At 56.9% G+C, this 22,010-nt stretch carries 25 protein-coding genes and 1 tRNA gene; 13 read left to right on the top strand and 13 right to left on the bottom strand.

The window, feature by feature from the left end:
* Nucleotides 1-44 precede the first annotated feature (44 nt).
* Nucleotides 45-1,511, bottom strand: a complete 1,467-nt coding sequence (locus SV253_00130) for a tryptophan--tRNA ligase (protein ID MDY6774497.1) — start codon at nt 1,509-1,511, stop codon at nt 45-47.
* Nucleotides 1,512-1,617: 106 nt separating this feature from the next.
* On the opposite strand from SV253_00130, the gene SV253_00125 reads away from it, so the two are divergent.
* Nucleotides 1,618-1,932: a DUF167 family protein gene (locus SV253_00125; GenBank protein ID MDY6774496.1), complete on the top strand. Its 315-nt coding sequence runs from the start codon at nt 1,618-1,620 to the stop codon at nt 1,930-1,932.
* 217 nt (nt 1,933-2,149) lie between these two features.
* Here the strand turns inward: SV253_00125 and SV253_00120 are convergent.
* The 4 genes from SV253_00120 to SV253_00105 all read right to left on the bottom strand — a co-directional run bounded on the left by SV253_00120 (nt 2,150) and on the right by SV253_00105 (nt 4,142).
* Nucleotides 2,150-2,234 (bottom strand) — tRNA-Leu (locus SV253_00120).
* Between the two features lie 64 nt (nt 2,235-2,298).
* Nucleotides 2,299-3,723: an amidophosphoribosyltransferase gene (gene purF / locus SV253_00115; GenBank protein MDY6774495.1), complete on the bottom strand. Its 1,425-nt coding sequence runs from the start codon at nt 3,721-3,723 to the stop codon at nt 2,299-2,301.
* A 12-nt stretch (nt 3,724-3,735) separates the two neighbouring features.
* Nucleotides 3,736-3,909 carry a 50S ribosomal protein L37e gene (locus tag SV253_00110; GenBank protein ID MDY6774494.1) on the bottom strand — a complete coding sequence of 58 codons (174 nt, stop codon included), beginning with the start codon at nt 3,907-3,909 and terminating at the stop codon, nt 3,736-3,738.
* Nucleotides 3,910-3,923: 14 nt separating this feature from the next.
* Nucleotides 3,924-4,142 carry an LSM domain-containing protein gene (locus SV253_00105; GenBank protein ID MDY6774493.1) on the bottom strand — a complete coding sequence of 73 codons (219 nt, stop codon included), beginning with the start codon at nt 4,140-4,142 and terminating at the stop codon, nt 3,924-3,926.
* Nucleotides 4,143-4,214: 72 nt separating this feature from the next.
* Here SV253_00105 and SV253_00100 point away from each other — a divergent pair, with 72 nt between their 5' ends.
* The 5 genes from SV253_00100 to hisG all read left to right on the top strand — a co-directional run bounded on the left by SV253_00100 (nt 4,215) and on the right by hisG (nt 7,291).
* A complete protein-coding gene (locus SV253_00100) occupies nt 4,215-4,691 on the top strand; it encodes an RNA-binding protein (protein ID MDY6774492.1) in 477 nt (158 codons plus the stop codon).
* A gap of 63 nt (nt 4,692-4,754) precedes the next feature.
* The gene (sepF, locus tag SV253_00095; GenBank protein MDY6774491.1) at nt 4,755-5,129 is read left to right on the top strand and encodes a cell division protein SepF; all 375 of its coding nucleotides are present in this window, start codon (nt 4,755-4,757) and stop codon (nt 5,127-5,129) included.
* A gap of 43 nt (nt 5,130-5,172) precedes the next feature.
* Complete coding sequence (locus SV253_00090; protein MDY6774490.1) at nt 5,173-5,691, top strand: multiprotein bridging factor aMBF1; 519 nt, start codon at nt 5,173-5,175, stop codon at nt 5,689-5,691.
* Between the two features lie 30 nt (nt 5,692-5,721).
* Nucleotides 5,722-6,375: a triose-phosphate isomerase gene (tpiA, locus tag SV253_00085; protein ID MDY6774489.1), complete on the top strand. Its 654-nt coding sequence runs from the start codon at nt 5,722-5,724 to the stop codon at nt 6,373-6,375.
* A gap of 67 nt (nt 6,376-6,442) precedes the next feature.
* Nucleotides 6,443-7,291 (top strand): ATP phosphoribosyltransferase, encoded by an 849-nt coding sequence (gene hisG / locus SV253_00080; protein ID MDY6774488.1) that lies wholly within the window; start codon nt 6,443-6,445, stop codon nt 7,289-7,291.
* A gap of 4 nt (nt 7,292-7,295) precedes the next feature.
* Here hisG and SV253_00075 read toward each other — a convergent pair whose 3' ends face one another.
* The 5 genes from SV253_00075 to SV253_00055 form a co-directional block, all read right to left on the bottom strand.
* A complete protein-coding gene (locus tag SV253_00075) occupies nt 7,296-7,625 on the bottom strand; it encodes a hypothetical protein (GenBank protein ID MDY6774487.1) in 330 nt (109 codons plus the stop codon).
* Between the two features lie 51 nt (nt 7,626-7,676).
* Nucleotides 7,677-9,014, bottom strand: a complete 1,338-nt coding sequence (glnA, locus tag SV253_00070; GenBank protein MDY6774486.1) for a type I glutamate--ammonia ligase — start codon at nt 9,012-9,014, stop codon at nt 7,677-7,679.
* Between the two features lie 218 nt (nt 9,015-9,232).
* On the bottom strand, nt 9,233-9,442 hold the full coding sequence (locus tag SV253_00065; GenBank protein MDY6774485.1) for a hypothetical protein: 210 nt from the start codon (nt 9,440-9,442) through the stop codon (nt 9,233-9,235).
* Nucleotides 9,361-10,929, bottom strand: a complete 1,569-nt coding sequence (locus SV253_00060; GenBank protein MDY6774484.1) for a cation:proton antiporter — start codon at nt 10,927-10,929, stop codon at nt 9,361-9,363. The genes SV253_00065 and SV253_00060 overlap by 82 nt, the downstream gene beginning before the upstream one ends.
* The gene (locus tag SV253_00055) at nt 10,892-12,607 is read right to left on the bottom strand and encodes a cation:proton antiporter (GenBank protein MDY6774483.1); all 1,716 of its coding nucleotides are present in this window, start codon (nt 12,605-12,607) and stop codon (nt 10,892-10,894) included. The genes SV253_00060 and SV253_00055 overlap by 38 nt, the downstream gene beginning before the upstream one ends.
* 93 nt (nt 12,608-12,700) lie before the next feature.
* Between SV253_00055 and SV253_00050 the strand changes: the two genes are divergently transcribed.
* Nucleotides 12,701-13,777 carry a M20 family metallopeptidase gene (locus SV253_00050; GenBank protein ID MDY6774482.1) on the top strand — a complete coding sequence of 359 codons (1,077 nt, stop codon included), beginning with the start codon at nt 12,701-12,703 and terminating at the stop codon, nt 13,775-13,777.
* On the opposite strand, the gene SV253_00045 is transcribed toward SV253_00050, so the two are convergent.
* On the bottom strand, nt 13,758-14,321 hold the full coding sequence (locus SV253_00045; protein MDY6774481.1) for a DUF192 domain-containing protein: 564 nt from the start codon (nt 14,319-14,321) through the stop codon (nt 13,758-13,760). The genes SV253_00050 and SV253_00045 overlap by 20 nt on opposite strands.
* Complete coding sequence (locus SV253_00040; GenBank protein MDY6774480.1) at nt 14,302-14,928, bottom strand: CBS domain-containing protein; 627 nt, start codon at nt 14,926-14,928, stop codon at nt 14,302-14,304. Before SV253_00040 ends, SV253_00045 begins: the two co-directional genes overlap by 20 nt.
* A gap of 94 nt (nt 14,929-15,022) precedes the next feature.
* Here SV253_00040 and SV253_00035 point away from each other — a divergent pair, with 94 nt between their 5' ends.
* Nucleotides 15,023-15,460, top strand: a complete 438-nt coding sequence (locus SV253_00035) for a desampylase (GenBank protein MDY6774479.1) — start codon at nt 15,023-15,025, stop codon at nt 15,458-15,460.
* 31 nt (nt 15,461-15,491) lie between these two features.
* A complete protein-coding gene (locus SV253_00030) occupies nt 15,492-15,758 on the top strand; it encodes a ubiquitin-like small modifier protein 1 (protein ID MDY6774478.1) in 267 nt (88 codons plus the stop codon).
* A gap of 1 nt (nt 15,759) precedes the next feature.
* Here SV253_00030 and SV253_00025 read toward each other — a convergent pair whose 3' ends face one another.
* Nucleotides 15,760-16,335, bottom strand: a complete 576-nt coding sequence (locus SV253_00025) for an MBL fold metallo-hydrolase (GenBank protein MDY6774477.1) — start codon at nt 16,333-16,335, stop codon at nt 15,760-15,762.
* A 54-nt stretch (nt 16,336-16,389) separates the two neighbouring features.
* On the opposite strand from SV253_00025, the gene SV253_00020 reads away from it, so the two are divergent.
* Genes SV253_00020 through SV253_00005 form a run of 4 tightly spaced genes read left to right on the top strand, consistent with a single transcriptional unit; the run spans nt 16,390 to nt 21,924 of the window.
* Entirely contained in the window at nt 16,390-17,154 is a 765-nt protein-coding gene (locus SV253_00020; protein ID MDY6774476.1) for a sulfite exporter TauE/SafE family protein, read from the top strand.
* 4 nt (nt 17,155-17,158) lie between these two features.
* Nucleotides 17,159-18,208, top strand: a complete 1,050-nt coding sequence (locus tag SV253_00015) for a hypothetical protein (GenBank protein ID MDY6774475.1) — start codon at nt 17,159-17,161, stop codon at nt 18,206-18,208.
* A 46-nt stretch (nt 18,209-18,254) separates the two neighbouring features.
* Nucleotides 18,255-20,135 carry a Glu-tRNA(Gln) amidotransferase subunit GatE gene (gene gatE / locus SV253_00010; protein ID MDY6774474.1) on the top strand — a complete coding sequence of 627 codons (1,881 nt, stop codon included), beginning with the start codon at nt 18,255-18,257 and terminating at the stop codon, nt 20,133-20,135.
* A 49-nt stretch (nt 20,136-20,184) separates the two neighbouring features.
* Entirely contained in the window at nt 20,185-21,924 is a 1,740-nt protein-coding gene (locus tag SV253_00005; GenBank protein MDY6774473.1) for an adenosylcobalamin-dependent ribonucleoside-diphosphate reductase, read from the top strand.
* Nucleotides 21,925-22,010 lie beyond the last annotated feature (86 nt).

The following is a 22,010-nucleotide window of genomic DNA, read 5'->3' as shown; positions in this document are numbered from 1 at the left end:
TCCAAAAAATCCACTTACTATAGTATAAGTATAACGCAACTCGGCTAAAGCTCGACGCCGAACTCCTCGACCCTCTCCTTCGCCTCCTCGCGTTTCTCGTGGTGTTCCTCTAAGAACTCCTCCATTAGATCGGCGGCTTCCGACTTACATCCACCACACAGACGTTCGCCGTTGACACATTCGTCATAGACTGTCTTGGCGTGTTCGTCGTCCTCGGCGAGCATATAGGCGTAGAGTTCGTAGACGGGACAGTCGTCTGCCTCTCCGCCTTTCTCCCTCTGTTCTTCGGCGGTCTCCCTTCCTCCCGTCTTCGAACTCATGACCTTGTCGGCACCTTCCTCGGGGTCGTCGGTGAGGGCGATATGGCTCTCGGGTATGCTCGACGACATCTTTCCTCCTGTGAGACCTGTCATAAATCTGTGGTATATCGATGACGGTGCGTAGAATCCGTAGCCTCCGTGGTCGACCTCGGTCTGACGTACTGTCTCTCTGATACCGTCCTCGGCGGCGTCGTCGAGTCCGAAGACATCTATGTGTTCGTCGTACACCTCGACGTCTTCGTGCTCCGACTCGATAGCTTCGACGAGGTCGTCGAAGGCGTCGTCAGGAGCGTCGCGTGAGAGTATACGTGTACGTGGACGGAGTTTCTCGTCGCCTCCCGAGTCGAGAGTCTTGAGAAGGTCGTCGTCGAGGTCGTCTTCGACTTCTCCGCGGAGATCTTCGGCGAGTTCCTCCGCAGTTGCCTCACCTCCGAGTTCTTCGAGTGCTTCCGAGACTACGGCTTTCGCGTCTTCGTCGATCTCGAAGCTCGCATAAGCCTCGGTGACGCCGAACATACGCATGCGTTTTGCGAGGCTCCGTGTGAGACGCAGATGTGGGTCCTGATCCGCGCCGACGGGTATGACAGTCGGCTTAGGCTCGTCGATCTGAGGATAGAGTATGTCAGCCGCCTGTGTCAGGACACTCTCCATATGTGCTATGTTGGTGTCGCCGTCGAATCCGTAGATCCCACGGAGCTCGTTGAAGTTGGTCTGTTCGCCGAGTTCGAAGGCGAGATCCTGTAGCTCCCTGTTCTCACTCTGTCGGTAGATAGTCCCGTTGTCGGGCTCGAATCCGAGGGCTATCATCGAGAGTATGTAGTCGCGCGATATCTCGCGGCACTCCTCCCATGACTTTCCGCGCGCCGAGTGGGCTTCGAGGTCGGCGATCAGGAAGTAGGTGTCGGCACCCTGTCTCTGGTGCCAGATGAGCTCGCGCATCACCATCATGTTGCCTATATGGACGTTCCCCGAGGGCATGAAGCCCGAGAGCGCGGCGTAGTCGCCGTCCGACTCCGACTTCATGGCGTCAGTTATGAGGTCGTAGTCACGCTGTCCGAATATTATGCCGCGCCTCATGAGGTCCATCGGCTCGGGAACCTCCGAGGAATCGAACTCGTCTATACCGAACTCCTCGAAGAGTTTCGAGTAGCTTTCGACTGTAGCGGAGCCCCACGGATCTAACTCAACCATCGAGGGAGTCTTGTCCTCGTTCGGGCAAAAATCCTTTCGTTCCGGCGTCACACGACGTGTCAGGAGACAGAGACAGGTACAAGTAGAAGCCGGATCAAGTCACCCTATGGCTACACACTCACCCGAGGACGCCGTCGAGGTCTCCAGCGAGGGGATGACACTGATCGAGTTCGACGTCACCCCGAACGCCTCCGAGACGAGAGTCCCCGACGGATTCAACGAGTGGCGCGGCAGGTTCGAGGCGCGTCTCTCGGAGCCCGCAAAGGACGGAAGAGCGAACGAGGAGCTACTCGACGAGTTGGAGCTTCTCTTAGGCGTGAGAGGAGCTGTTACGAGGGGGAAGACCGGTAGCAAGAAGACGGTCACAGTCGACGCCGACAGGGAGTCGGTGCTGGATATACTCGTGCGGCACATAGAATAGACTGACATATTGGCTTAGGTCTCGAATCGATCCTACTCCTTCGTCCACTAAAAGTTCGCTCACTGCGTGGGACACGGTCACTCATGTTCCCCGCCCCGCGATTCTCACTTCGTTCGTATGCGTGGAACCGGATTCGAACCTCAGTCAGTTCGCTGTCGCTTGTTCTTTGGTTCGAATACCGCTCCTACTCGTTTTTCTTCGTTTCACTCAGAAAAACTGCGTGGGACCGGATTCGAACCGGCGGACCCCTACGGGACAGCGCCCTCAACGCTGCGCCGTTGGCCTAGCTTGGCTACCCACGCTCTACATTACTCTGTAGAGAGGGGACTAACTTTATAATTTCCATTCTGTCTGGGTTTTCTAATCTCAGTCGTCTGCGACCTCGACGTCAGACGCCGACGAGCACCTGCCACATATCTCGCCCTCGATATTCATGGGATACTCCTCGGTGACACATCCCGTACACATCTCCGACTTCGGCATGTCGAGAGCCTCGGAGATGTCGGCGACGTCGAGGTATTCGAGGCTGTCGGCTCCTATCTCGTCACGTATCTCGGCGACCGACTTGTCGCTCGCCATTAGTTCGTCGCGGCTTGCCATGTTTATTCCGAGGTAACACGGCGATATAATCGGAGGCGAGCCTATGCGCATATGTACCTCCTCTGCGCCGTTGTCCTTGAGGAGCTTGACGAGCTGGTTCGAAGTCGTGCCCCTCACGACCGAATCGTCTATGAGAGTGACCGTCTTGCCCTCTATGTTCGAGGCTATGGTGTTGAGCTTGAGTCTTACCGCGGTCTCACGTGCGTCCTGTGTCGGCATTATGAAGGTACGTCCGACGTACCTGTTTTTCATCAGGCTCTCGGCGTACTCGATGTCACCCGCCTCGGCGTATCCCGTCGCGAAGGCGCGTCCCGAGTCAGGCACGGGTGAGACTATATCGGTGTCGACACCGTGTCTCTCGTAGAGGAGCCTTCCGAGCTTACGTCTCATGTCATAGACGAGCCTGCCGTCTATCTCCGAGTCGGGGCGCGCGAAGTAGACGTACTCGAAGAAGCAGTGTGCGGGCTGTTTCTCGAAGAGCTGGTACGACTCGAATCCCTTGCCGTCGTCGTCCAAGACGACTACCTCGCCCGGACGTACGTCCCTCACGAAGTCGCCGTCTAAGACGTCTATGGCGACTGACTCGCTGGCTATTATATATCCTTCGTCGAGCTTCCCTATACAGAGAGGACGTATCCCGAGAGGGTCACGTATCCCGATCACGGTGTCGTTGTGCATCATCGTGATCGAGTACGCGCCATCTATCTTCCTCATCGACCTCTCTATGGCTTCGAGTAGGTCGTTGTCGAGGAGATTACGTGAGAGGTCGTGAACCATGACCTCTGTGTCCGACTCAGTCGTGAATGCGTGTCCGAGCGACTCGAGGTCGTCCCTTATGGAGTCGGTGTTTACGAGGTTACCGTTATGTCCGAGGGCTATCGATCCCTGCTTCGAGGTCACAGTGAAGGGGTGACAAGACTTCTCGTCGATCTTGCCCGACGTGGGGTAACGTATATGTCCTATCCCCGAGTCGCCGGGGAGGTCTCCCATGTCATCCTCGTCGAAGACATCGGCGACGAGCCCTAGACCCTTCTTCGAGTGTTGCTGGAAGCCGTCACACGTGACTATACCCGCGCCCTCTTGTCCCCTGTGCTGTAAGGCATAGAGCGCGTAGTAGACGGGTAACGCCGCGGAGTTCTCGGAAGCCGTATCCGAGAGCTGTACCCCGACTACGCCGCACTTATCTTGCATGAAATAAAAGGGTCAGTTGTCTCCCGTCTTGTCCTGCCAGTTATACGATCTCTGTTTCGACGACTTTCCGAAGCCACAGCTTGAGCATCTCTCCTTCTTGAGATGGTAGCTCTTCTCTCCGCATCTCCTGCACTTCACGTGAGTCTTCTTGTTACGCTTTCCCTGTGTTGGTGTTCCTTTTCCCATTGTGTGACACCTGTTTAGAGTCTGATGGAGACAACGTTGTCTCCTCGTATAACGGTTGTGTCTTCGACGTGAGTGTACTCCTCGACTTCTTCGGACTCAAGAGGATCGAGGACTACGTTCATGTGCTGATCGAAGCTCGTAAGCGTCCCCACGAAACGTTCGCCGTCCTTGAGACGTACTACTACCTGAGAGTCGACGTGATCCTCCAGGACGTCGAGTGGCATCTCTTGCATTGCACCCTACTAAACCTTGTTGCGACTTAATACTGTCGAACGTTTTATGAATTCGTGAGATATCTATCGGATATGGAGGTAAGATCGAGGCATTATCTGCGTGAGGACGAGGCGGACGAGATCAAGTCGAGCATAGAGGAGAAGCTCGACGTCGACCTCGGTGACTACCGTCTCGAACAGATAGAGCTTGAGGAGGACTACGACCTGCTTCTCGCCGACGGAGAGCCACTTATAATGAGGTTCGACGGCGAGTACTTCGTGACTGTCAAGGGGGCACTCGAACTCCGTCCCGAGAAGGCAACAGTCACAGTCGACGCGGGTGCGGTCGAGTTCGTGACGAACGGCGCAGACGTGATGCGTCCGGGAGTCGTCGAAGCCGACGACGGTATCGAGGAGGGCGACCTCGTAGTCGTGAAGGAGGAGAACCACGACAAGCCTCTCGCGGTAGGACGCGGTCTGACACGGGGCGACGACATGGTGGGTGACGAGGGTAAGGTCGTCGAGAGCCTCCACCACGTAGGCGACGAGATCTGGGAGTTCGAGCCGTGAACTGTCAGAAGTCTGTCAGTCGTCTGACGAAGGATTAATGTTAGTAAGTACAAAATCCGTAGTATGGGTATAGTAGACAAGCTTCTAGGAGAAGGATCTACGAGGAACGGCGGTCGCGGGTCTCACAACGAGTACGTAGAGCTCGACCTCGAAGAGTACGAGATGGGCGAGACGGGTGACGCAGACATGACCGTACATATAGCAGAGCTCACGGGACGTGAGGGGATAATGGACGTCAAGGATCTGATATACGACGGAGACCTCGTAGTAGCCGACATATCCTACTTCAGGTCGAACGAGTCGAAGACTGAACGTATAATGGAGGAGTTCAGGGACGTCACCGACGAGGTCGGCGGCGACATAGTCCAGAAGGGAGAGGATCAGATCATCATAGCCCCGCGTGGTGTCTCGATTAGCCGCGACAAGATAGCCCGATAATATTTATACGTCTCGAAGACGTAGACTGAGTCGGTGAAACTAATTGCAGTGTGAGATGTGTGGTGCCGAGACACAGGATCCGAGCGTCATACGTATAGAGGGCAGCAAGCTACGTGTCTGTTCTAACTGTGAGGAGTTCGGCACCGTCCTTCACGAGGAAAGCGAAGCCGATGCTTCGAGCCAGGAAAACGGGAGCCAGAGCCAGGAGGGCAAGAGTACACCGAGTAGGTCGAAAAGCAGAACCAAGAGCCGTAGCCGTAACAAGGATCTCTTCGACGAGATAGGCACTCTCGCAGCCGACTACGACGAGAGGGTTAGAAAGGCGCGCGAGTCAAAGGGTCTTAGTCAGGAGGACTTCGCAGACGAGATCAACGAGAAGGTCAGCCTCGTGAGAAAGATAGAGAAGGGCGACATGAGACCCGACGAGAAGGTGAGACAGAAGCTAGAGTCGAGCCTCGAAATCGAGCTCACGGAGGAAGGAGTCAGCGAGGGAGACTGGTCTTCGGAGGGTAGCTCCGACGGATACACGCTCGGCGATATCGTCGAAAGGAAAGACAGTTAGTCACTCGGTCTATTTTCGGTAGTATAGTATATGTTTCTGATAGTCAACCTCAAGACCTACGCAGCAGGTACGGGAGAGAAGGCGCGTGAGATAGGAGAGGCAGCCGTCGAAGTCGCCGACGAGACCGGAGCACGTGTCGTCGTCTCGCCACAGCCCTCCGACATACACAGGGTCGCCGAGACGGGATGTGAGACATTCGCCGAACACGTCGACCCCGTAGAGCCCGGGAGTAACACGGGAAGCATCCTAGCCGAAGGCGTCGCCGAGGCGGGAGCGACAGGAACCCTTATCAACCACTCGGAAAACCGTCTCAAGCTCGCCGACATAGACGGCTCGTTGAGAGCCGCCGAAAGAGAGGACTTAGAAACAGTCGTCTGTGCGAACAATCCGAGACAGTCGGGCGCGGCTTCGGTTCTCGAACCCGACTACGTCGCAGTCGAACCGCCCGAACTCATAGGAACGGGTACACCGGTTAGTCAGGCTGATCCCGGCGTTGTGAGGGACGCCGCCGAGGCGGTCGAGGAACACTCCGACGCCGATCTCCTGTGTGGCGCGGGTATATCTTCGGGAGAAGACGTCGAGGCAGCTCTCGAACTCGGTGCTGAGGGCGTCCTAGTCGCGAGCGGAGTCGTGAAGGCGGACGACCCGAAGGAAGCTATGTTAGACCTCGTGACGGGTGCTTAGTCGTACATAGACGGACATAGACCTAATAGAGTACCCTTAAGTCCGAAGAATCCTCTCTTGTAACACAATGAGAATTGCGATTCCCAACAAGGGACGCCTCCACGAGCCGACCGTCGAGCTTCTGGAGAAGGCGGGTCTCCAGATACAGAACGGAGCCGACAGGAAGCTCTATGCGAAGACGGTCGATCCCGATATCACGGTTATATACGCGAGGGCGAGCGACATACCCGAGTACGTCAGAGACGGTGCCGCCGACATAGGAATTACGGGACTCGACCAGGAACGTGAGTCACGCACTAACCTCGAAGCTCTTCTCGATCTCGGATACGGAGACTGCCGTCTAGTACTCGCCTCGCCCGAGGAAGGAGACATAGACTCCGTCGAGGATCTCGAAGGAAAGAAGGTCGCGACCGAGTTCCCGAACGTCACCGAGGACTACTTCGACGACAAGGGCGTCGACGTCGAACTCGTAGAGGTCAGCGGTGCGACAGAGCTCACACCTCACGTCGGGATGGCGGACGGTATAGTCGACATCACGAGCACCGGAACGACCTTAGAGGTCAACCGTCTCGGGATAATAGACGAGGTTCTCAAGTCGAGCGTCAAGCTCTTCGCGCGTCCCGACTCCGCCGACGACCCCAAGGTTCAGGAGGTCGAGAACGCGGTACGGAGCGTAATTCAGGCTGAGGGCAAGAGGTACATAATGATGAATGTCCCCGACGACTCACTCGAAGACGTCGAGGAGGTCATACCCGGGCTCGGAGGACCCACTGTCATGGAGGTCGAAGGAGAGGAAGGGATGGTGGCTGTCCACGCAGTCGTCGACGAGTCGGAGATCTACGAGACGATCAACCTCGTCAAACAGGAGGGCGCACAGGACGTACTCGTCGTGCCGATAGAGAGAATGGTGCGGTAGTCAGTCAGACCAGAGACAGTAGATTTCTTCCTATAACTCCGCCCGCGAGGGTCAGGACGAAGTAGGCTATCAGAGCTAGGGCTGTTCTCGCGTTACTCAGGTCGTAGGCTGTCTGTACGGCTATGTAGGTCACGACTACGACTCCGAGGACTCCTAATACACCCGGAGGCGACGCGAGGTAGACGGCTCCCGCGGTGACCGCGACTGCGAGAGAGATGGCGAGACTCTTCTTGATGCTCGCGTCTCCCGTCGAGAAACGCACGCCTAGGTACAGAAACCCGGAGTTCATCAGAACGAAGCCCACGACCTGTAACACCCTGTCGACTAACGCCATTACTCGGTGTTTCTCGGCGCGGAAGAAAAAAAGTGTGTTATGTAGTCAGTGTCAGAACGTCTCGAGGTACCTGTCGGTCTCCCAGTCGGAGACGTACGCCTTGTACTCGTTCCACTCGTGTCTCTTCGCCTCGACGAACTTCTCGGAGACGTGGTCGCCGAGTGCGTCGAGTATGACGTCGTCTTCTTCAAGGGCGTCGACTGCTTCCTTGAGGTTGGGGGGAAGAGTGTCGATGCCGTACTCGTCACGTTTCTCCTCGTCGAACTCGTAGATGTTTTCCCTGACAGGATCGGGAGCTTCGAGTCCTCTCTCGATTCCGTCGAGTCCGGCGTGGAGCATGACCGCGAGCGCGAGGTACGGATTCGAAGACGGATCGGGTGAACGGAGTTCGACACGTGATGCCGCGGGTGTACGTGCGGCGGGCTTACGTATCAGAGCCGAACGGTTGATGTCGCTCCAAGCGACGTAGACGGGAGCCTCGTATCCCGGCACGAGACGTTTGTACGAGTTGACTGTCGGATTCGTGACCGCCGTGATCGCTGGTGCGTGTTCGAGAAGTCCGGCGAGGAACGACTTCGCAGTATCCGAGAGACCGAACTCGTCGTCGGGGTCGTGGAATGCGTTTCCGTCGTCGTCGAAGAGCGAGAGATGTGTGTGCATTCCGCTTCCGTTGATTCCCGCTATGGGCTTGGGCATGAAGGTCGCGTGTACGTCGTTTAGCTCGGCGACCGCCCTCACGACCGAGCGGAAGGTGGCTATGTTGTCGGCAGTCGTGAGACCGTCGTCGTACTTGAAGTCGATCTCGTGCTGTCCCTCGGCAACCTCGTGGTGGCTAGCCTCTATGTCGAATCCCATCTCCTCTAACGCGAATATCATGTCACGTCGGAGATCACTCGCCATGTCCTTCGGAGCGAGATCGAAGTAGCCTCCCGAGTCGTGGGGCTCTGTCGTACCGTTGCCGTCCTCGTCTGTCTCGAAGGCGAAGAACTCGGGCTCGGGTCCTACGTTGACAGTGTCGAATCCCATCTCGTCTGCCCTGTCAAGTGCCCTCTTAAGAACATATCTTGGGTCGCCCTCGAAGGGCTCCCCGTCCATGTTCTTGACGTCACAGATGAGACGTGCTGTCTTCGCTCCGCTCTCCTTGTGCTTCCAGGGGAGTATGGCGAAGGTGTCGGGGTCGGGATCTAGACGCATGTCCGACTCCTGTATCCTCACGAATCCGTCTATCGACGATCCGTCGAACCAGATACCCTCCTCGAACGCCTTCTCGGCTTGGTCAGCGGGTATAGAGACGTTCTTCACTACTCCTAAGATGTCCGTAAACTGGAGACGCAGAAAGTCTACGTCCTCTTCCTCTATCGTTTCAAGTGCTTCGTTCACAGTCGTCATTTTTAGCCTCTGTTGTTTTAGATATTCCAGTTTTCTCCCGTATGCTTTCTCGCAGTTTAGTAAATTAGAGAGAAGTATATAAGGATATTGATCCATAGCAGGGAGTTATAACCACAACTTTAAAATAATCTGTACGTCTCTCCAGATAGAGGTATTTGAGCTGTCGTATATCCCATATTGTAAAGATATAACTCAAAAATATCCACGTGCACCAACCGCTACTCACGTCGGATGCTCCACCGATCTGAGTCGAGTAGGTCACCGAGGTGGGAGTCACGTAGCTCTCTGACGTCCTTCTCGCCCGCTACGACCGACTCGACGTGCTCAGTTAGCTGTTCGGAGGCAACTAGCTCGGGGACTGCGACGTAGGCTGCGCCCTCTTCGAGCCATCTCCTCGCGTTCTCGACCGACCTCGAACGGAGAACCACGTCGGCTGGGGTGTCGAGACCGAGTATCTTCCCGGAGGTCTCGGGGTTGTCGCGGTCGAGACTACTAACTCTGCGTCTGAGACGTCTGCCTTCTCCCACGAGTAGTCGGTGAGGGCGTCGCCGAAGACGTAGCTTCCGGAGGTCAGACGTATGTCGTCCCAGAGTAGGGGATCGTTCTCTATCACGACGTAGTCACGGTCGTGTCTCTCACAGACGTCAGTTATATGTCTGCCCTGACGTCCGTATCCCACGACTACGACGTGGTTTGAGACGTCCTCGACGTGGCTCCTCCGGTCGATCTTCTCGGTCTGTCTCACGGATATGAGGCTGCCTAAGACCCCGTCGTATAGGAGCCCCCCGTAGCTACGAACAACTGTGGTGAGAGCCATAGTCGCAGCCGCGGCTACTATGATCGAGTCGAAGATCTCTGTTCCGAGGTTTCCTACCAGGAATCCCTCTATAGCAATTATGAGAGACATCTCGCTGACCTGGTCAGTACTTGTACCCACGAGATGTGCGGTTCGTGTGTCATAGCCCTCATAGACGAGCGAGAGGACGGTGATAGCGGGGTTTACGAACAGGACTAAGACGACGAGTGAGGCGGCTAAAAGCACCACGTCGAGGGTGGGAACCTCGACTAGGGCTCCGAGAGTCACGAAAAAAACGGTGACGAAGAAGTCTCTGATCGACTGGATTCCGTTGAAGACTTCGATCGCGTCGGTCGAGTCACGTCTGACGGCTATCCCTCCCGCGAATGCGCCGACTACGGCGGAGACACCCGCTAACTCGGCGGCGGTGAGAAAGACAAACAGTACCGAGAGGGCTCCCATAAGAACTAGCTCGTCGGAGCCGTCAGCGAGACGTACCAGAAGACCGAAGACGTATCTGTAGACGAAGAGCGCGGCGAGGAGGATCACAGCACCGTAGCCTATGTTGGCTGCGACAGCGTCGGTACTGTAAGTCTCGGCTGAGAGGACGAGAAGGACGCCGACAGCCACGAGGTCGTCGAAGAGATGTATCGACGACGAGAGCCTGTCGTGTATGAGTCTGTATCCTCCCGCAGTCTCGAAGTACTTACTACCCACGAGAGTAGAGCTGAGTGTTCCAGCGACCGCGAAGTAGACAGAGGAGAGTGGATCGAGACCGAAGAGGTATCCGACCCCAAAGCCGAGAGGACCCACGACGGTTATCTGTGCCAGCGTCGCGAGCTCTATGTCACGGAAGACAGACGAGACAGCCTCGAACTCTATACGTGTTGCGAGGACGAAGACGAGAAACGCTATCCCCCAGCGTGCGAGGTCGAGGACTGTCGTGTAGTCGACGAAGGGACTCACAGCCATTCCGACGAGTATGTAGAACGGGAGACTCGACACCGAGAGACGGCTCACGACGAGGAGTGTCGCCCCCGCTCCTATGAAGACAACCGCGAGAGCCGTGAGTATCTCCGACTCAGCCAGAGTCACCACCTCCACGTCTTTCGGAGCCAACTGATCCGCGCCTTATACGGTCTATATCGCTCCGTGTGGCGTCGAAGAAGGCGTCGCGTGACTCAAAGTACTCCTCTAAGTATTCCGAGACCTTCTCCGCCGCAAGATGTGTGCTCATTATGACGTAGTCGACGCCGGCGTCGTAGAGCTCGACGGCGTCTTCTGTGCGCTCGGCTTCTACAAAGACAGTCGTGTCGTCGGAAACCTCCTCGACTATGGCTCGGTTGACGTCGGTCTCGACGCTCGAACTCAGGACGAAGGAGGCTTTCTTGAGATTCGCCTCCTTGCGTACCTTGGCATGTCGGAAGTCGCCGAAGACGTAGTCGTACTTCCCCTCAGCTCTTAGCTGTTGTATGTGGCTCGTCTTCCGGTCTATGACGACGACGTCTCCGTAACTGTCCTGGAGTATGGGTAGTACGTCCTCAGTAAGTCTGTCAAAACCCACTGCGACGGCGTGTGCCTCATGTTCGGTGGAGACCTCCTCCCTGCCGTCCCAGTCGCGGATCTTCGAGAGCCACGGTGAGACTACGTCGTAGATACCGTGGCTGTACTTAATAGCGTAGACGGAGAAGACCATCGTAAAGACGTCGACGAGACTCAGGAAGCCGAGAACCCCCTCGTCGATCAGACCCTCGGAGACTGCGACGGCGCCGAAGACGAGTGCGAACTCGCTGACCTGTACCATATGTATGGTTCCTAGGAAGGTCGTTTCGAGGCTGAAGTCGTGTGAGGCGATAAGTACGAAGAAGACCACGAACTTGACGAGTATGAGTACGGCTGAGGCGACGGCTGCCTCCCCGAGATACGCAGTCAGTTCCGAGGCTTCGAGTCCGAGACCGACCGACGCGAAGAAGACGAGTATGAAGAGGTCGGTGAGAGGAGTTATCCGATCCTGTAGCTCGGTGCTGTAAGGAAGCTGTGCGATAGAGACTCCCGCGAGAAACGCGCCTATCTCGACCGAGAGACCGAGCCGGAGAGACACGAGTATGAAGAGGAAAGCCCATCCTATCGAGACTACGAGGAAGACCTCCTTGTCGTCGGCGACACGTCGGAAGACCCCCGGAAGGAGGTAACGCGAGGAAGCCATCGAGGCGACGCCTATGAGGGATATGAGGATGAGTACGGTGACGAGTGTGAGAGCCGTATCGGTGACTCCGCGGCTTCCACCGGTCGAGAGAAGAGCGAGGAGAACCACCACGGCGATGTCCTGTACCAGAAGTACGCTTATGTCGATCCTACCGGGGAGCGTCGTGGCTTCGTCGTTGTCTGTGAGCATCTTGATGACGACCGCCGTCGAGCTATAGGTCACAGCCGCGCCGATCAGAGCCGACTCTATGAGACCGAAGCCGAGACCGACTGCTGTGACGGCTCCCGCGGCTGCGACGAGTATCATCTGTGGGACAGAGACCCTAACTACAGGAGAGAGTACGTGTCTGATGTCTTCGATCCTCATCTTGATCCCGAGTAAAAACAGGAGGAAGGCAAGTCCGAGCTCCGACATTAACTCCGTGAGTTCGCTCGGGGTCACGGCTCCGAGAACGGGCGGTCCGAGAAGAAGTCCAGTGAGTATGTAAGCGATTATCGTAGGCTGTCCCGTCCGTCGCGCGACGAAGCCGACGGCTGTGGCTGTTACTATTATCGTAGCCAGATCGGTCGCAGGTGCCGACTCGACAGCCATTGTCTGAGTAGTTGATACCGGGTTTAATCAAGCCTCGGGTCAGCCAGATCTCTAAAGAGACTTACGTCGAGGTCTCGTCTTCGGAGATAAGATATGAAGACAGATCCCCAGAGTCCGGTAGATCTCCTGAGAGAGATGGTTCAGATACAGAGCCACGACTCGGTCGACGAGATACGTGAGTATCTACTCGAATCCATCGACGGCGCGAAGCTCCACAGTTCGGGCTGTGTAGTCGCCGAGAAGGGAGACAGCGGCGGCTTCCACACCGTACTCAACACACATATGGACACGGTACCGCCCCACATCGAGTACGGATACGACGCCGACTCGGGTGTCGTGAGGGGAAGAGGATCGTGTGACGCGAAGGCGAGCCTCGCGGCGATGGTGTCGGCGTTCTCGCGCGCCGATCCCGAGGACGGACGTGTGACTCTCGTAGTCTCACCCGACGAGGAGACCGACTCAGTAGGTCTCTACGACTACCTCGAAGACGTGAGCCTCGACGCCGACCTGTGTGTAGTCGGAGAGCCTACCGACCTCGACGTCTGCACAGCCGCGAGAGGACGTTACGAGGTGATAGCTGACTTCTTCGGAGAGGCTGCACACGCCGCCGCGCCGGAGAGCGGTCTGAACGCCGTCTCGTGTGTTGCGGAGGCGGTGAGGAGGCTCGAAGCCACACAACAGAAGTACGACGACCTCCTCGGAGAGAGTAGTCTGACAGTGACACAGATAGACGGCGGCGAGGCAAAGAACCAGGTTCCCGAGAACGCGAGCCTCTTCATAGACAGGAGAAGCGTTCCCCCCGAGACACAGGACGAGTTCCTCGAAGAGGTCGAGAGGGAGATGGAAGGTATAGACTGCGACTACGAGGTGAGGTTCTCCGAGCGTCCGACACCTTTCCTCGATGCCTTCCGTACCGACGAAGACGACGTGGAGCGTCTCGTCGACGCAGTCGAGGAGGTCACCGGCGAGTCACGTCTGAGACCCTTCGACGCCGCGACAGAGGCGTCGTACCTCGCTAAGGAGATGCCCGTCGCAGTCTTCGGTCCCGGCTCGATATCCGAGACAGACGAAGATGGGAACGAGGTCGCAGTCGCTCACTCCGAACGCGAGTACGTCGAGACCGACGAGGTAGTGACGGCGACACGCGTCCTCAGCCGTCTTCTGGACTGAGATCTATCTCGACACGTGTGCCCTCACCGACTCCCGTCTCGTTGGCAAACCCCCTGTTGGTCTCTATGACGTACTTGGCGTCGCCCGTGTACCTCCGGAGTTCGGAGACAGAAGCGTTGGGCTGAGGAGACGCGTGCCTCACGGCGTTGACCCTGCCGTCCTCGCCGACGAAGACCATGTCGAGAGGTATGTAGGTGTTCTTCATCCAGAAGGAACGTCTCTCCTCTTCGGCGTAGACGAAGACCATCCCTCCTCGGTCTTCGAGGCTCTCGCGGTACATCAGACCCCTACTTCTCTCCTCGGGAGTCTCGGCGACTTCGAGACTGAGCCTGGCTACGGTCTCGCCTTCGTGGGTGAAGACTGCAGTGGCTTCGGCTCCATCCGTCGTATTTGTGAAGTTCGCAGTTCCGTCGGCGTCGGCGGCGTCAGCGTCGGTATCAGTCTCCTCGGGAGACGGCTCCGGTGACGAGAGACAGCCGGCTCCGGCGACCGTGAGCGCGAGGGCTAAGACTACTACGAGGCTCCTACTCGTCGTCCCTGTCATCGCCGTCTCCACCGTGCTCGTCTTCGTCCTCAGACTCGGAACGTCCGAAGTAAGCGGCTATGTCGGCGTCGGTGACTATTCCCTCGACACAGCCCTCAGTGGTGACGAGTACTGCGCTCGCTCCGTCGAGGAAAGACGAGAGTGTGTCAACATCGACGTTGGGTGAGACGGTCGGGAAAGACTCGTCCATCACCTCAGAGACCTCTGCGTCTGGGAGGTCGTCTATCTCCGACCTAGCGTGGGCTATCAGGGCGTCGGTTACCGATCCGACGGGGACGTCGTCCTCTATGACGGGTAGCTGTGAGTAGCCCGTCTCCTGTAAGGTGTCGACGACCTCCTTGACTGTGTCGTCGGGCGAGACACTGATTATACCAGTCGTCATCAGATCCTCAGCCGTGACCGACTCTCCCTTGACGTTCTGTTCCTCCTCGACGGATTCGAGGACATCGATTATACGTCTCAGGGTCGAGAAACGCGGGTCGACATCGTCGTTCTCGATACGTGCGATGAGAGGCTGTGAGACGTCAGCCATCTCGGCGAGTTCGTCCTGTGTGAGTCCGAGGCTCTTTCTCGTTTCCCGGAGTCTCTCGGGCGTCGGAAGATCCATTATATAACCGATAGTAATTCGTAGACTTAAAACTGATGGGACACCGGGAGACGTGCCGGAATATATTAGGCGCGAGGCGACGTACCACGGAGTGATGATAGAGTTCGACGTCGACGACTACGACGAGATAATAGACCACGCGAAGGATGGCAAGCCCTACGAGATCTGTGGCGTGCTCGCGGGTGAGAGGGGTGAAAAAGAGGCGACAGTCGAGAAGATCTACGACTGCGAGAACGTCAGCGAGACTCCCGAGACGAACTACCTCATAGATCCCCAGGAACAGTTCGAGATAGTCGAGGCTATAGAGGACGAGGGTCTCGACGTAGTCGGATTCTACCACTCACATCCCGAGGGTCCATTCAGGACGAGTGAGACTGACGCCGATAGGGCTACGTGGACGGGACACTCGTATGTCATAGTCTCACTCGGTGACGACGAACCCAAGGTAGGCTCCTGGATCTGGACGGGAGACGAGTTCGAGAGAGAGGAGATAGAGGTCGACGGTGACAGCCGGGAGACGAGTACCGATTAGCTTTTGACACAAAACTTCCCTAATTAAGACAATGCCAGTAATAAACATTCCAGCGGTTCTCACGAACGAGGGATCGAAGAAGGTAGAGGTAGAGGGTGACACAGTCGAGGAAGCGATAGACGCCTATACCGAGGAACACGGTCCCGAGATAGAGGAGAAGGTCATGGACGACGGCGACGTCAAGGAGTACATAAACGTCTATGTCAACGGCGAGGACATAAGGAACCTCGCGGGGATCGAGACAAGCCTAGAAGAAGACGACGAGATACGTATAATTCCTGCTGCGAGCGGCGGTTAGACTAAAGCTGACGCGCGTTTTCGAGAGACATACGTACCGCGCCCTCGACGTCGCCGCGTATCGCCGAGCCGTGCCCCGTGTAGATGACTTCCACATCTTTGTCCTCCACCACTTCAAGAAGCCTCTGTATGCTCTCGATGAGTGCCTCACGGTTCCCCTCCTCTAAGTCCGTCCTGCCGAACGCGCCGCCGTCGAAGATCAGGTCGCCCGCGAAGACGACAGTCTCACCTACGAGACAGACGTGGTCGGTCTTGTGACCCGGAGTGAAGAGAACCTCGAAGGTCTCGTCGCCTATCTCGACGGTGTCGCCGTCGTCGATCTCGTGGTCAGTTGCCTCGAACGAACCGTCGTAGCCCCAGACATCGACATCGAACTCTTGCTTGACGCGCGGGAGGAGTTCGACGTGGTCGCGGTGTGAGTGGGTCAGAACTACTGCGTCGATACCCCCGGCTTCACGTACTTCGTCTATTATACCGGGGACGGTACCGACATCGACCAAGACGTTCGTGTCGCCCTCGACTAAGAAGACGTTCGAGGTGAAGGCTTCTGAGTCTCGTGTGAGATTAGTGATCTCCATACGTCTACTTCCGAAAAGACTGACTTTACTCCAACGCAATTACAATTAGACAGCATGGTCGTCTTCGCCGAAACAGTCTCGCTCTTCGTCGCGGCTTTCTTCATAGGCGTATTTTCGAGCCTTCTCGGAATTGGAGGAGGGGGTCTGATGGTGCCCCTTCTCGTACTCGGGGGCTTCGTCTCGGAGACGAAGTTCGCGGTCGGGACGAGCATATCGGCGGTCGCCTTCACGTCGCTTTCTTCGAGCGTCGGCTACCTCAGAAACGGCGCGGTCGACCTACGTCTCGGTCTCCTGATCGCTCCGATGACAGTCGTCGGCGGCTATGCGGGCGCAGTTGCGAGCGACGTACTCCCCGAGTCGGTCTTAGCGACGTCGTTCGGCGTCTTCATGTTCTACCCCGGGATCAAGATGGCACTCGACTCCGACGTCTCAGCGACCGTCGACGTTGAGGGACGGTATGGTAGTATACTTGTCTTTGTCTTCGGAGGGGTCGTCGGCTTCTCGTCGGGTCTCTTCGGTATCGGCGGCGGCTCCCTCATGGTTCCCGTACTCACGATGCTACTAGGACTCACAATCACGCGCGCAGTAGCGACATCGCTCTTCGCCATGTTCCCGAGTGCGGTCGTGGCGTCGTACAAACAGTACGGTCAGGGCAACCTCATACCCGAACTCGCGCTTCCCCTGATAGCCGGCATAACCGTGGGAGCGGGCGTCGGACCCCACGTCTCGGCGTACGTCCCAGACGAGAGCCTGAAGAGAGGATTCGGAGTCCTTCTACTGTTCATAGGAGTGAGAATGGTAACGAGAGGTCTATCATAATACAATGGCTTACTTCGGCTGGTCGAGATCACGGTGCCGTGTCTGTGGCGAGACGGGCTCTCTGGAGACCGACCTCTTCGTCGAGAACGGATTAACGCCTTCGAGAGACGACGCCGAGACCTACTGCTTCGGCTGTTACGTAGACGAGGTCGGCAGAGTGGGTCACATCGCGTGTCTGAGCCTCGACGACGGGAGGATAGTCGTGGGAGGCACGACAGCCGAGGATGTCGAGTCGATGACCTCGGAGATACTCGGGACAGCAGTGGATGAGTATGTCACCGATACGAGCGATTTCAGCGTCGTCGAAGCCTTCGAGGATGACGAGGTTCTCTCAGATTACTACCTCCGCGAAGTCGTACGAGCGTCGGGGTCTGAGGTCTGGGAGATACGCAGGTTCGCCACTCCGTCGTCGGTCGTCGACTTCGGCTCATTCGTCTCCGAGGAGACTCGCGAGAGGATCAGGGATGACCTACTCGAAGACATCTTCGTGGACGCTGATCTGACAGAGATCGAGAGACGGGAAGACGTCGAAGCTCTTCTCAGCGAGAGATACCCGGTTCTACACCGACACCGAGTAACACGCGGACTCGAAGCCGATGTCTGGAGACACGTCCGTGAGAAGTACCGCGACTCACTCGCCGATAGGACAAGATTATCAGTCGAGAACCAGAAGAAGGGACGCGGATTCGAGGAGTTCTTCTCGGATCTGTGCGCCGAGAGGAGAGTCGACTGTCTCCGTGGACGTGAGGCTCTGAGAGAAGCACGACTCGGAGACGTGAGACGCAGGCTCGAACACGTCTTCGGAGACGTGAGCGGCATCCCTGATTTTTACGTCGAGGGTTCTCAGTCAAGGATCGACGACTGGGACGAGGAGACCGAGGAGTCTGACTGGAGACCCGAGGAGCCGTGTTTCGTCGAGGTCAAGTACGGCGACAGCCGTATGTCGAAACGCCAGAGAGAGGTCGCCGAGGTTCTCGAAGACACGGGGTACGGAGTATACGTCCTGAGAGGAAAACCCGAAGAGTACGTCTTCGAGAGATACGCCGACTCTTAAGCCCGGTTTACGTTACTCTTAAACTCCCTGCGTTCGACCAAACTGTATGAGCACGAACGCGGATCTCGACTACTCCGACCTCGGTCTCAAGGCGGGGCTAGAGATACACCAGCAGCTCGACACCGAGACGAAGCTCTTCTGTAACTGTCCCACGAGTCTGAGAGAGGTCGACGAAGCCGAGAGGGAGTTCGAACGTTACCTCCATCCCGCGAGGAGCGAACTCGGAGAGATCGACGAGGCAGCGCTCGAAGAGAGCATACTCGACCGCGTCTTCCGGTACAAGGCTTACGACACGACGTGTCTCGTAGAGGAGGACGACGAGCCCCCGAAGGAGATCGACGACGAGGCTCTCGAAACCGCTCTTGAGATAGCCGAACTCATGGGGATGAGAAGGATCGATCAGGCACACGTCATGAGAAAGATAGTCATAGACGGCTCTAACACGACCGGATTCCAGAGGTCGTCTATGGTCGCACACGGCGGCGAGATCGAGACCTCGGAGGGAGATGTGCGTGTCGCCGACCTGTGTCTCGAAGAGGAGTCGGCACAGAGAGTAGAGGAGACCGACGGCGAGGTCGTCTTCTCACTCGACAGACTTGGGATTCCGCTCGTCGAGATAGGAACCGAGCCCGACATACGGACGCCTCAGCAGGCACAGGAAGCGGCAGAGAGGATAGGCATGCTTCTGAGGTCAACGGGTAAGGTCAAGAGAGGACTCGGGACTGTACGTCAGGATATCAACATATCGATAGACGAGGGCGCGCGTATCGAGATAAAGGGCGTCCAGGAACTCGACATGATAGGCGAGATAGTCGAGAAAGAGGCGAGGAGACAGAAGAGCCTCCTCGAAATACGTGACAAACTCGTCGAAAACGAGGCAGAAGTCGGAGATATATACGACGTCACAGACGTCTTCGACGGTACAGAGTCGGGAGTCCTGAGAAGCGCGCTCGACTCGGGCGGACGTGTCATGGGAGTCGTCCTGAGAGGATTCGACGGCGTCGTGGGAAGAGAGATACAGGACGACAGGAGACTCGGAACCGAGATGAGTGACAGAGCGAAGAAGAGAGGAGCGGGAGGCATATTCCACACCGACGAGCTTCCCGGGTACGGGATCACCGAGGACGAGATCGGGAGGCTGAGGGACGAAGTCGAAGCAGGCGAAGACGACGCAGTCGCGATAGTCGCCAACTCGCCCGAGGTCGCCGAGAGAGCGATAGAGGCGGCGAAGGAACGTGCGGAGGAGGCGCTTGAGGGAGTCCCCGAGGAGACGCGCGATGCCAACCAGGACGGAACTTCGAGCTACCTGCGTCCTCTCCCGGGAGCGGCGAGGATGTACCCCGAAACCGACGTCTTTTCGGTCGACCTCGGCGACGTCGAGGTCGAGGAGCCCGAGCTTCTGACCCAGAGAGCCGAGAGGTACGAGGAGGAGTACGGTCTCGACTCGAACCTCGCCGAGCAGGTCGCATTCGGACGTAACATGCCTCTCTTCGAGAAGGGGGTCGAGATGGGAGCCGACCCGTCCCTCGTGGCACAGACGCTCGAAAGCGACCTCGTCGAACTCAGGAGAGAAGGCGTCCCCGTCGAGGAGATCACCGACGACGAGATACTCTCTGTCTTCGAGCTCGTCGTCGAAGACGAGATAGCTAAGGAGGGGGTCCCCGAGCTTCTGACGGGACTCGCTGAGACCGAGAAAGGGACAGACACGCTCGTCGACGAACTCGGTCTGAGAAGCGCGGGACGTGGCGAGGTCGAAGAGGTCGTAGAGGACGTCATAGACGAGAAACAGGGTCTCATAGACGAACAGGGCATGGGTGCATTCGGTGCCCTGATGGGTGTCGTAATGGAAGAGATGAGAGGTAAGGCGGACGGAGAGCTAGTCTCGGACGTTCTACAGGAAAAGCTCGGTCAAGCAGTGAACGGTTAGAGGGAGAGGCGCGGTAGAGTTATACGTGGGCGTCTTTTATACGACGGCTATGGCGGAGCCCGAGTCCGAACTCGACGAAGTCGCCGAGACTGTTCTGAGGAAGAGGTATCTGAGACAGGACGAGAAAGGGGAGGTAGTCGAGACTCCCGACGAGATGTTCGGACGCGTCGCATCTAATGTCTCGAAGGCGGAGAAGAAGTACGGCGGGCGAGATAGAGAGAAGGTCAAGGAAGAGTTCTACGAGGCGATATCAAGTCTCGACTTTCTCCCTAATTCGCCGACTCTGATGAACGCCGGAACCCAACTCCAGCAGTTAGCGGCGTGTTTCGTTCTCCCCGTCGAGGACTCGATCGAGTCGATATTCGAAGCCGTCAAACAGACCGCTCTCGTCCACCAGAGCGGCGGAGGAACGGGTTTCTCTTTCTCAGAGATACGTCCCGAGGGTGATGTCGTCAAGAAGACGGGAGGAGTCGCAAGCGGTCCTGTGAGCTTCATGAAGATATTCGATGCCGCGACCGAACAGATCAAGCAGGGCGGACGACGGAGAGGCGCTAACATGGGAGTTCTCGACTACGATCACCCCGACATACGGAGCTTCATATCTGAGAAGAGAGACCCCGAGTCTCTCAGGAATTTCAACATCTCAGTTGCGACCGACGAGGATTTCTGGGAAGCCTACCAAGAGGGCGACGAGTACCCCCTCATAAATCCGCGCAACGGCGAAAAGGTAGATTCTGAAGACCCCGAGGATATACTCGATCTGATAGCCGAAGTGGCGTGGGAGACGGGCGATCCCGGAGTTCTCTTCCTCGACACGGTAAACGACGACAACCCGATACGTGAGATAGGAGAGATAAAGGCGACCAACCCGTGCGGCGAGGTTCCCGAGCTTCCGTACGAGGCGTGTGTCCTCGGATCGGTAAACCTCTCACATATGACGGACGGCGACGGGATTGACTGGGAAAATCTCGAAGAGACTGTACGTCTCGGAGTGAGGTTTCTTGACGACTGTATAGAGATGTCGGAGTTCCCCGTCGAAGAAATACGCGACGCCGTCGAGAGAAACAGGAGACTGGGTCTCGGTGTGATGGGGTTCCACGACGCTCTCGTCGACCTCGGGATATCCTATGACTCCGACGAAGCCGTCGAGTTCGGGAGGAGACTCATGGAGTTCGTGAGCGAGAAGGCATGGGACGCCTCCGAGAACCTTGCAGATGAGAGAGGTGTCTTTCCCAACTGGGAGGAGTCCACGATCGAGACCGAGGTAAGGAACCTCACGACTACGACTATAGCCCCCACGGGAAGTATATCCCTAATAGCGGGATCTTCGGCGAGCATAGAGCCGATATACAACGTCGCGTATGAGAAAAACGTCATGGGAGGTCTCGAAGTGGTTAACGACAGGTTCATCGAGACCGCGAAGAGACGCGGTTTCTACTCTGAAGATCTGATAGAGAAGGTTGAGGGACGAGCGACTATACAAGACATAGAAGAGATACCCGACGATGTCAAGAGACTCTTCGAGACGGCACACGACGTACCCCCAGAGAGACACATCGAGATCCAGGCGGCTTTTCAGGAGAACGTCGACAACGCAGTGAGCAAGACGGTGAATCTCCCCGAGTCGGCGACTGTCAGGGACGTAAAGGAAATATTCGTCAAGGCGCGCGAACTCGGAGTGAAGGGGGTCACAGTCTTCAGAACCGGCTCGAAGAGACAGCAGGTTCTCGGTGAGAGTCCCCTCAAGGAAGAGTGTGGAACCGAGTGCGAATGGGTACGAACCGAGTAGAATAAAGAAGAGTGTGAGAAAGAAAAATTAGATTCGCTCATGTGTAGAAGTCAGTACTTAATATTTTTTCGAACCAATCGTCGGTG

Source organism: Candidatus Afararchaeum irisae (genome assembly GCA_034190545.1).
Lineage (GTDB): Archaea > Halobacteriota > Halobacteria > Halobacteriales > Afararchaeaceae > Afararchaeum > Afararchaeum irisae.
This window is presented reverse-complemented; position numbering and strand designations above follow the sequence as displayed.

Coding starts and splice junctions, on each gene's coding strand:
- SV253_00130 (MDY6774497.1), bottom strand. CDS start 1,511: ATGGTTGAGTTAGATCCGTGGGGCTCCGCTACAGTCGAAAGCTACTCG.
- SV253_00125 (MDY6774496.1), top strand. CDS start 1,618: ATGGCTACACACTCACCCGAGGACGCCGTCGAGGTCTCCAGCGAGGGG.
- purF (MDY6774495.1), bottom strand. CDS start 3,723: ATGCAAGATAAGTGCGGCGTAGTCGGGGTACAGCTCTCGGATACGGCT.
- SV253_00110 (MDY6774494.1), bottom strand. CDS start 3,909: ATGGGAAAAGGAACACCAACACAGGGAAAGCGTAACAAGAAGACTCAC.
- SV253_00105 (MDY6774493.1), bottom strand. CDS start 4,142: ATGCAAGAGATGCCACTCGACGTCCTGGAGGATCACGTCGACTCTCAG.
- SV253_00100 (MDY6774492.1), top strand. CDS start 4,215: ATGGAGGTAAGATCGAGGCATTATCTGCGTGAGGACGAGGCGGACGAG.
- sepF (MDY6774491.1), top strand. CDS start 4,755: ATGGGTATAGTAGACAAGCTTCTAGGAGAAGGATCTACGAGGAACGGC.
- tpiA (MDY6774489.1), top strand. CDS start 5,722: ATGTTTCTGATAGTCAACCTCAAGACCTACGCAGCAGGTACGGGAGAG.
- hisG (MDY6774488.1), top strand. CDS start 6,443: ATGAGAATTGCGATTCCCAACAAGGGACGCCTCCACGAGCCGACCGTC.
- SV253_00075 (MDY6774487.1), bottom strand. CDS start 7,625: ATGGCGTTAGTCGACAGGGTGTTACAGGTCGTGGGCTTCGTTCTGATG.
- glnA (MDY6774486.1), bottom strand. CDS start 9,014: ATGACGACTGTGAACGAAGCACTTGAAACGATAGAGGAAGAGGACGTA.
- SV253_00055 (MDY6774483.1), bottom strand. CDS start 12,607: ATGGCTGTCGAGTCGGCACCTGCGACCGATCTGGCTACGATAATAGTA.
- SV253_00050 (MDY6774482.1), top strand. CDS start 12,701: ATGAAGACAGATCCCCAGAGTCCGGTAGATCTCCTGAGAGAGATGGTT.
- SV253_00045 (MDY6774481.1), bottom strand. CDS start 14,321: ATGACAGGGACGACGAGTAGGAGCCTCGTAGTAGTCTTAGCCCTCGCG.
- SV253_00040 (MDY6774480.1), bottom strand. CDS start 14,928: ATGGATCTTCCGACGCCCGAGAGACTCCGGGAAACGAGAAAGAGCCTC.
- SV253_00035 (MDY6774479.1), top strand. CDS start 15,023: ATGATAGAGTTCGACGTCGACGACTACGACGAGATAATAGACCACGCG.
- SV253_00030 (MDY6774478.1), top strand. CDS start 15,492: ATGCCAGTAATAAACATTCCAGCGGTTCTCACGAACGAGGGATCGAAG.
- SV253_00025 (MDY6774477.1), bottom strand. CDS start 16,335: ATGGAGATCACTAATCTCACACGAGACTCAGAAGCCTTCACCTCGAAC.
- SV253_00020 (MDY6774476.1), top strand. CDS start 16,390: ATGGTCGTCTTCGCCGAAACAGTCTCGCTCTTCGTCGCGGCTTTCTTC.
- SV253_00015 (MDY6774475.1), top strand. CDS start 17,159: ATGGCTTACTTCGGCTGGTCGAGATCACGGTGCCGTGTCTGTGGCGAG.
- gatE (MDY6774474.1), top strand. CDS start 18,255: ATGAGCACGAACGCGGATCTCGACTACTCCGACCTCGGTCTCAAGGCG.
- SV253_00005 (MDY6774473.1), top strand. CDS start 20,185: ATGGCGGAGCCCGAGTCCGAACTCGACGAAGTCGCCGAGACTGTTCTG.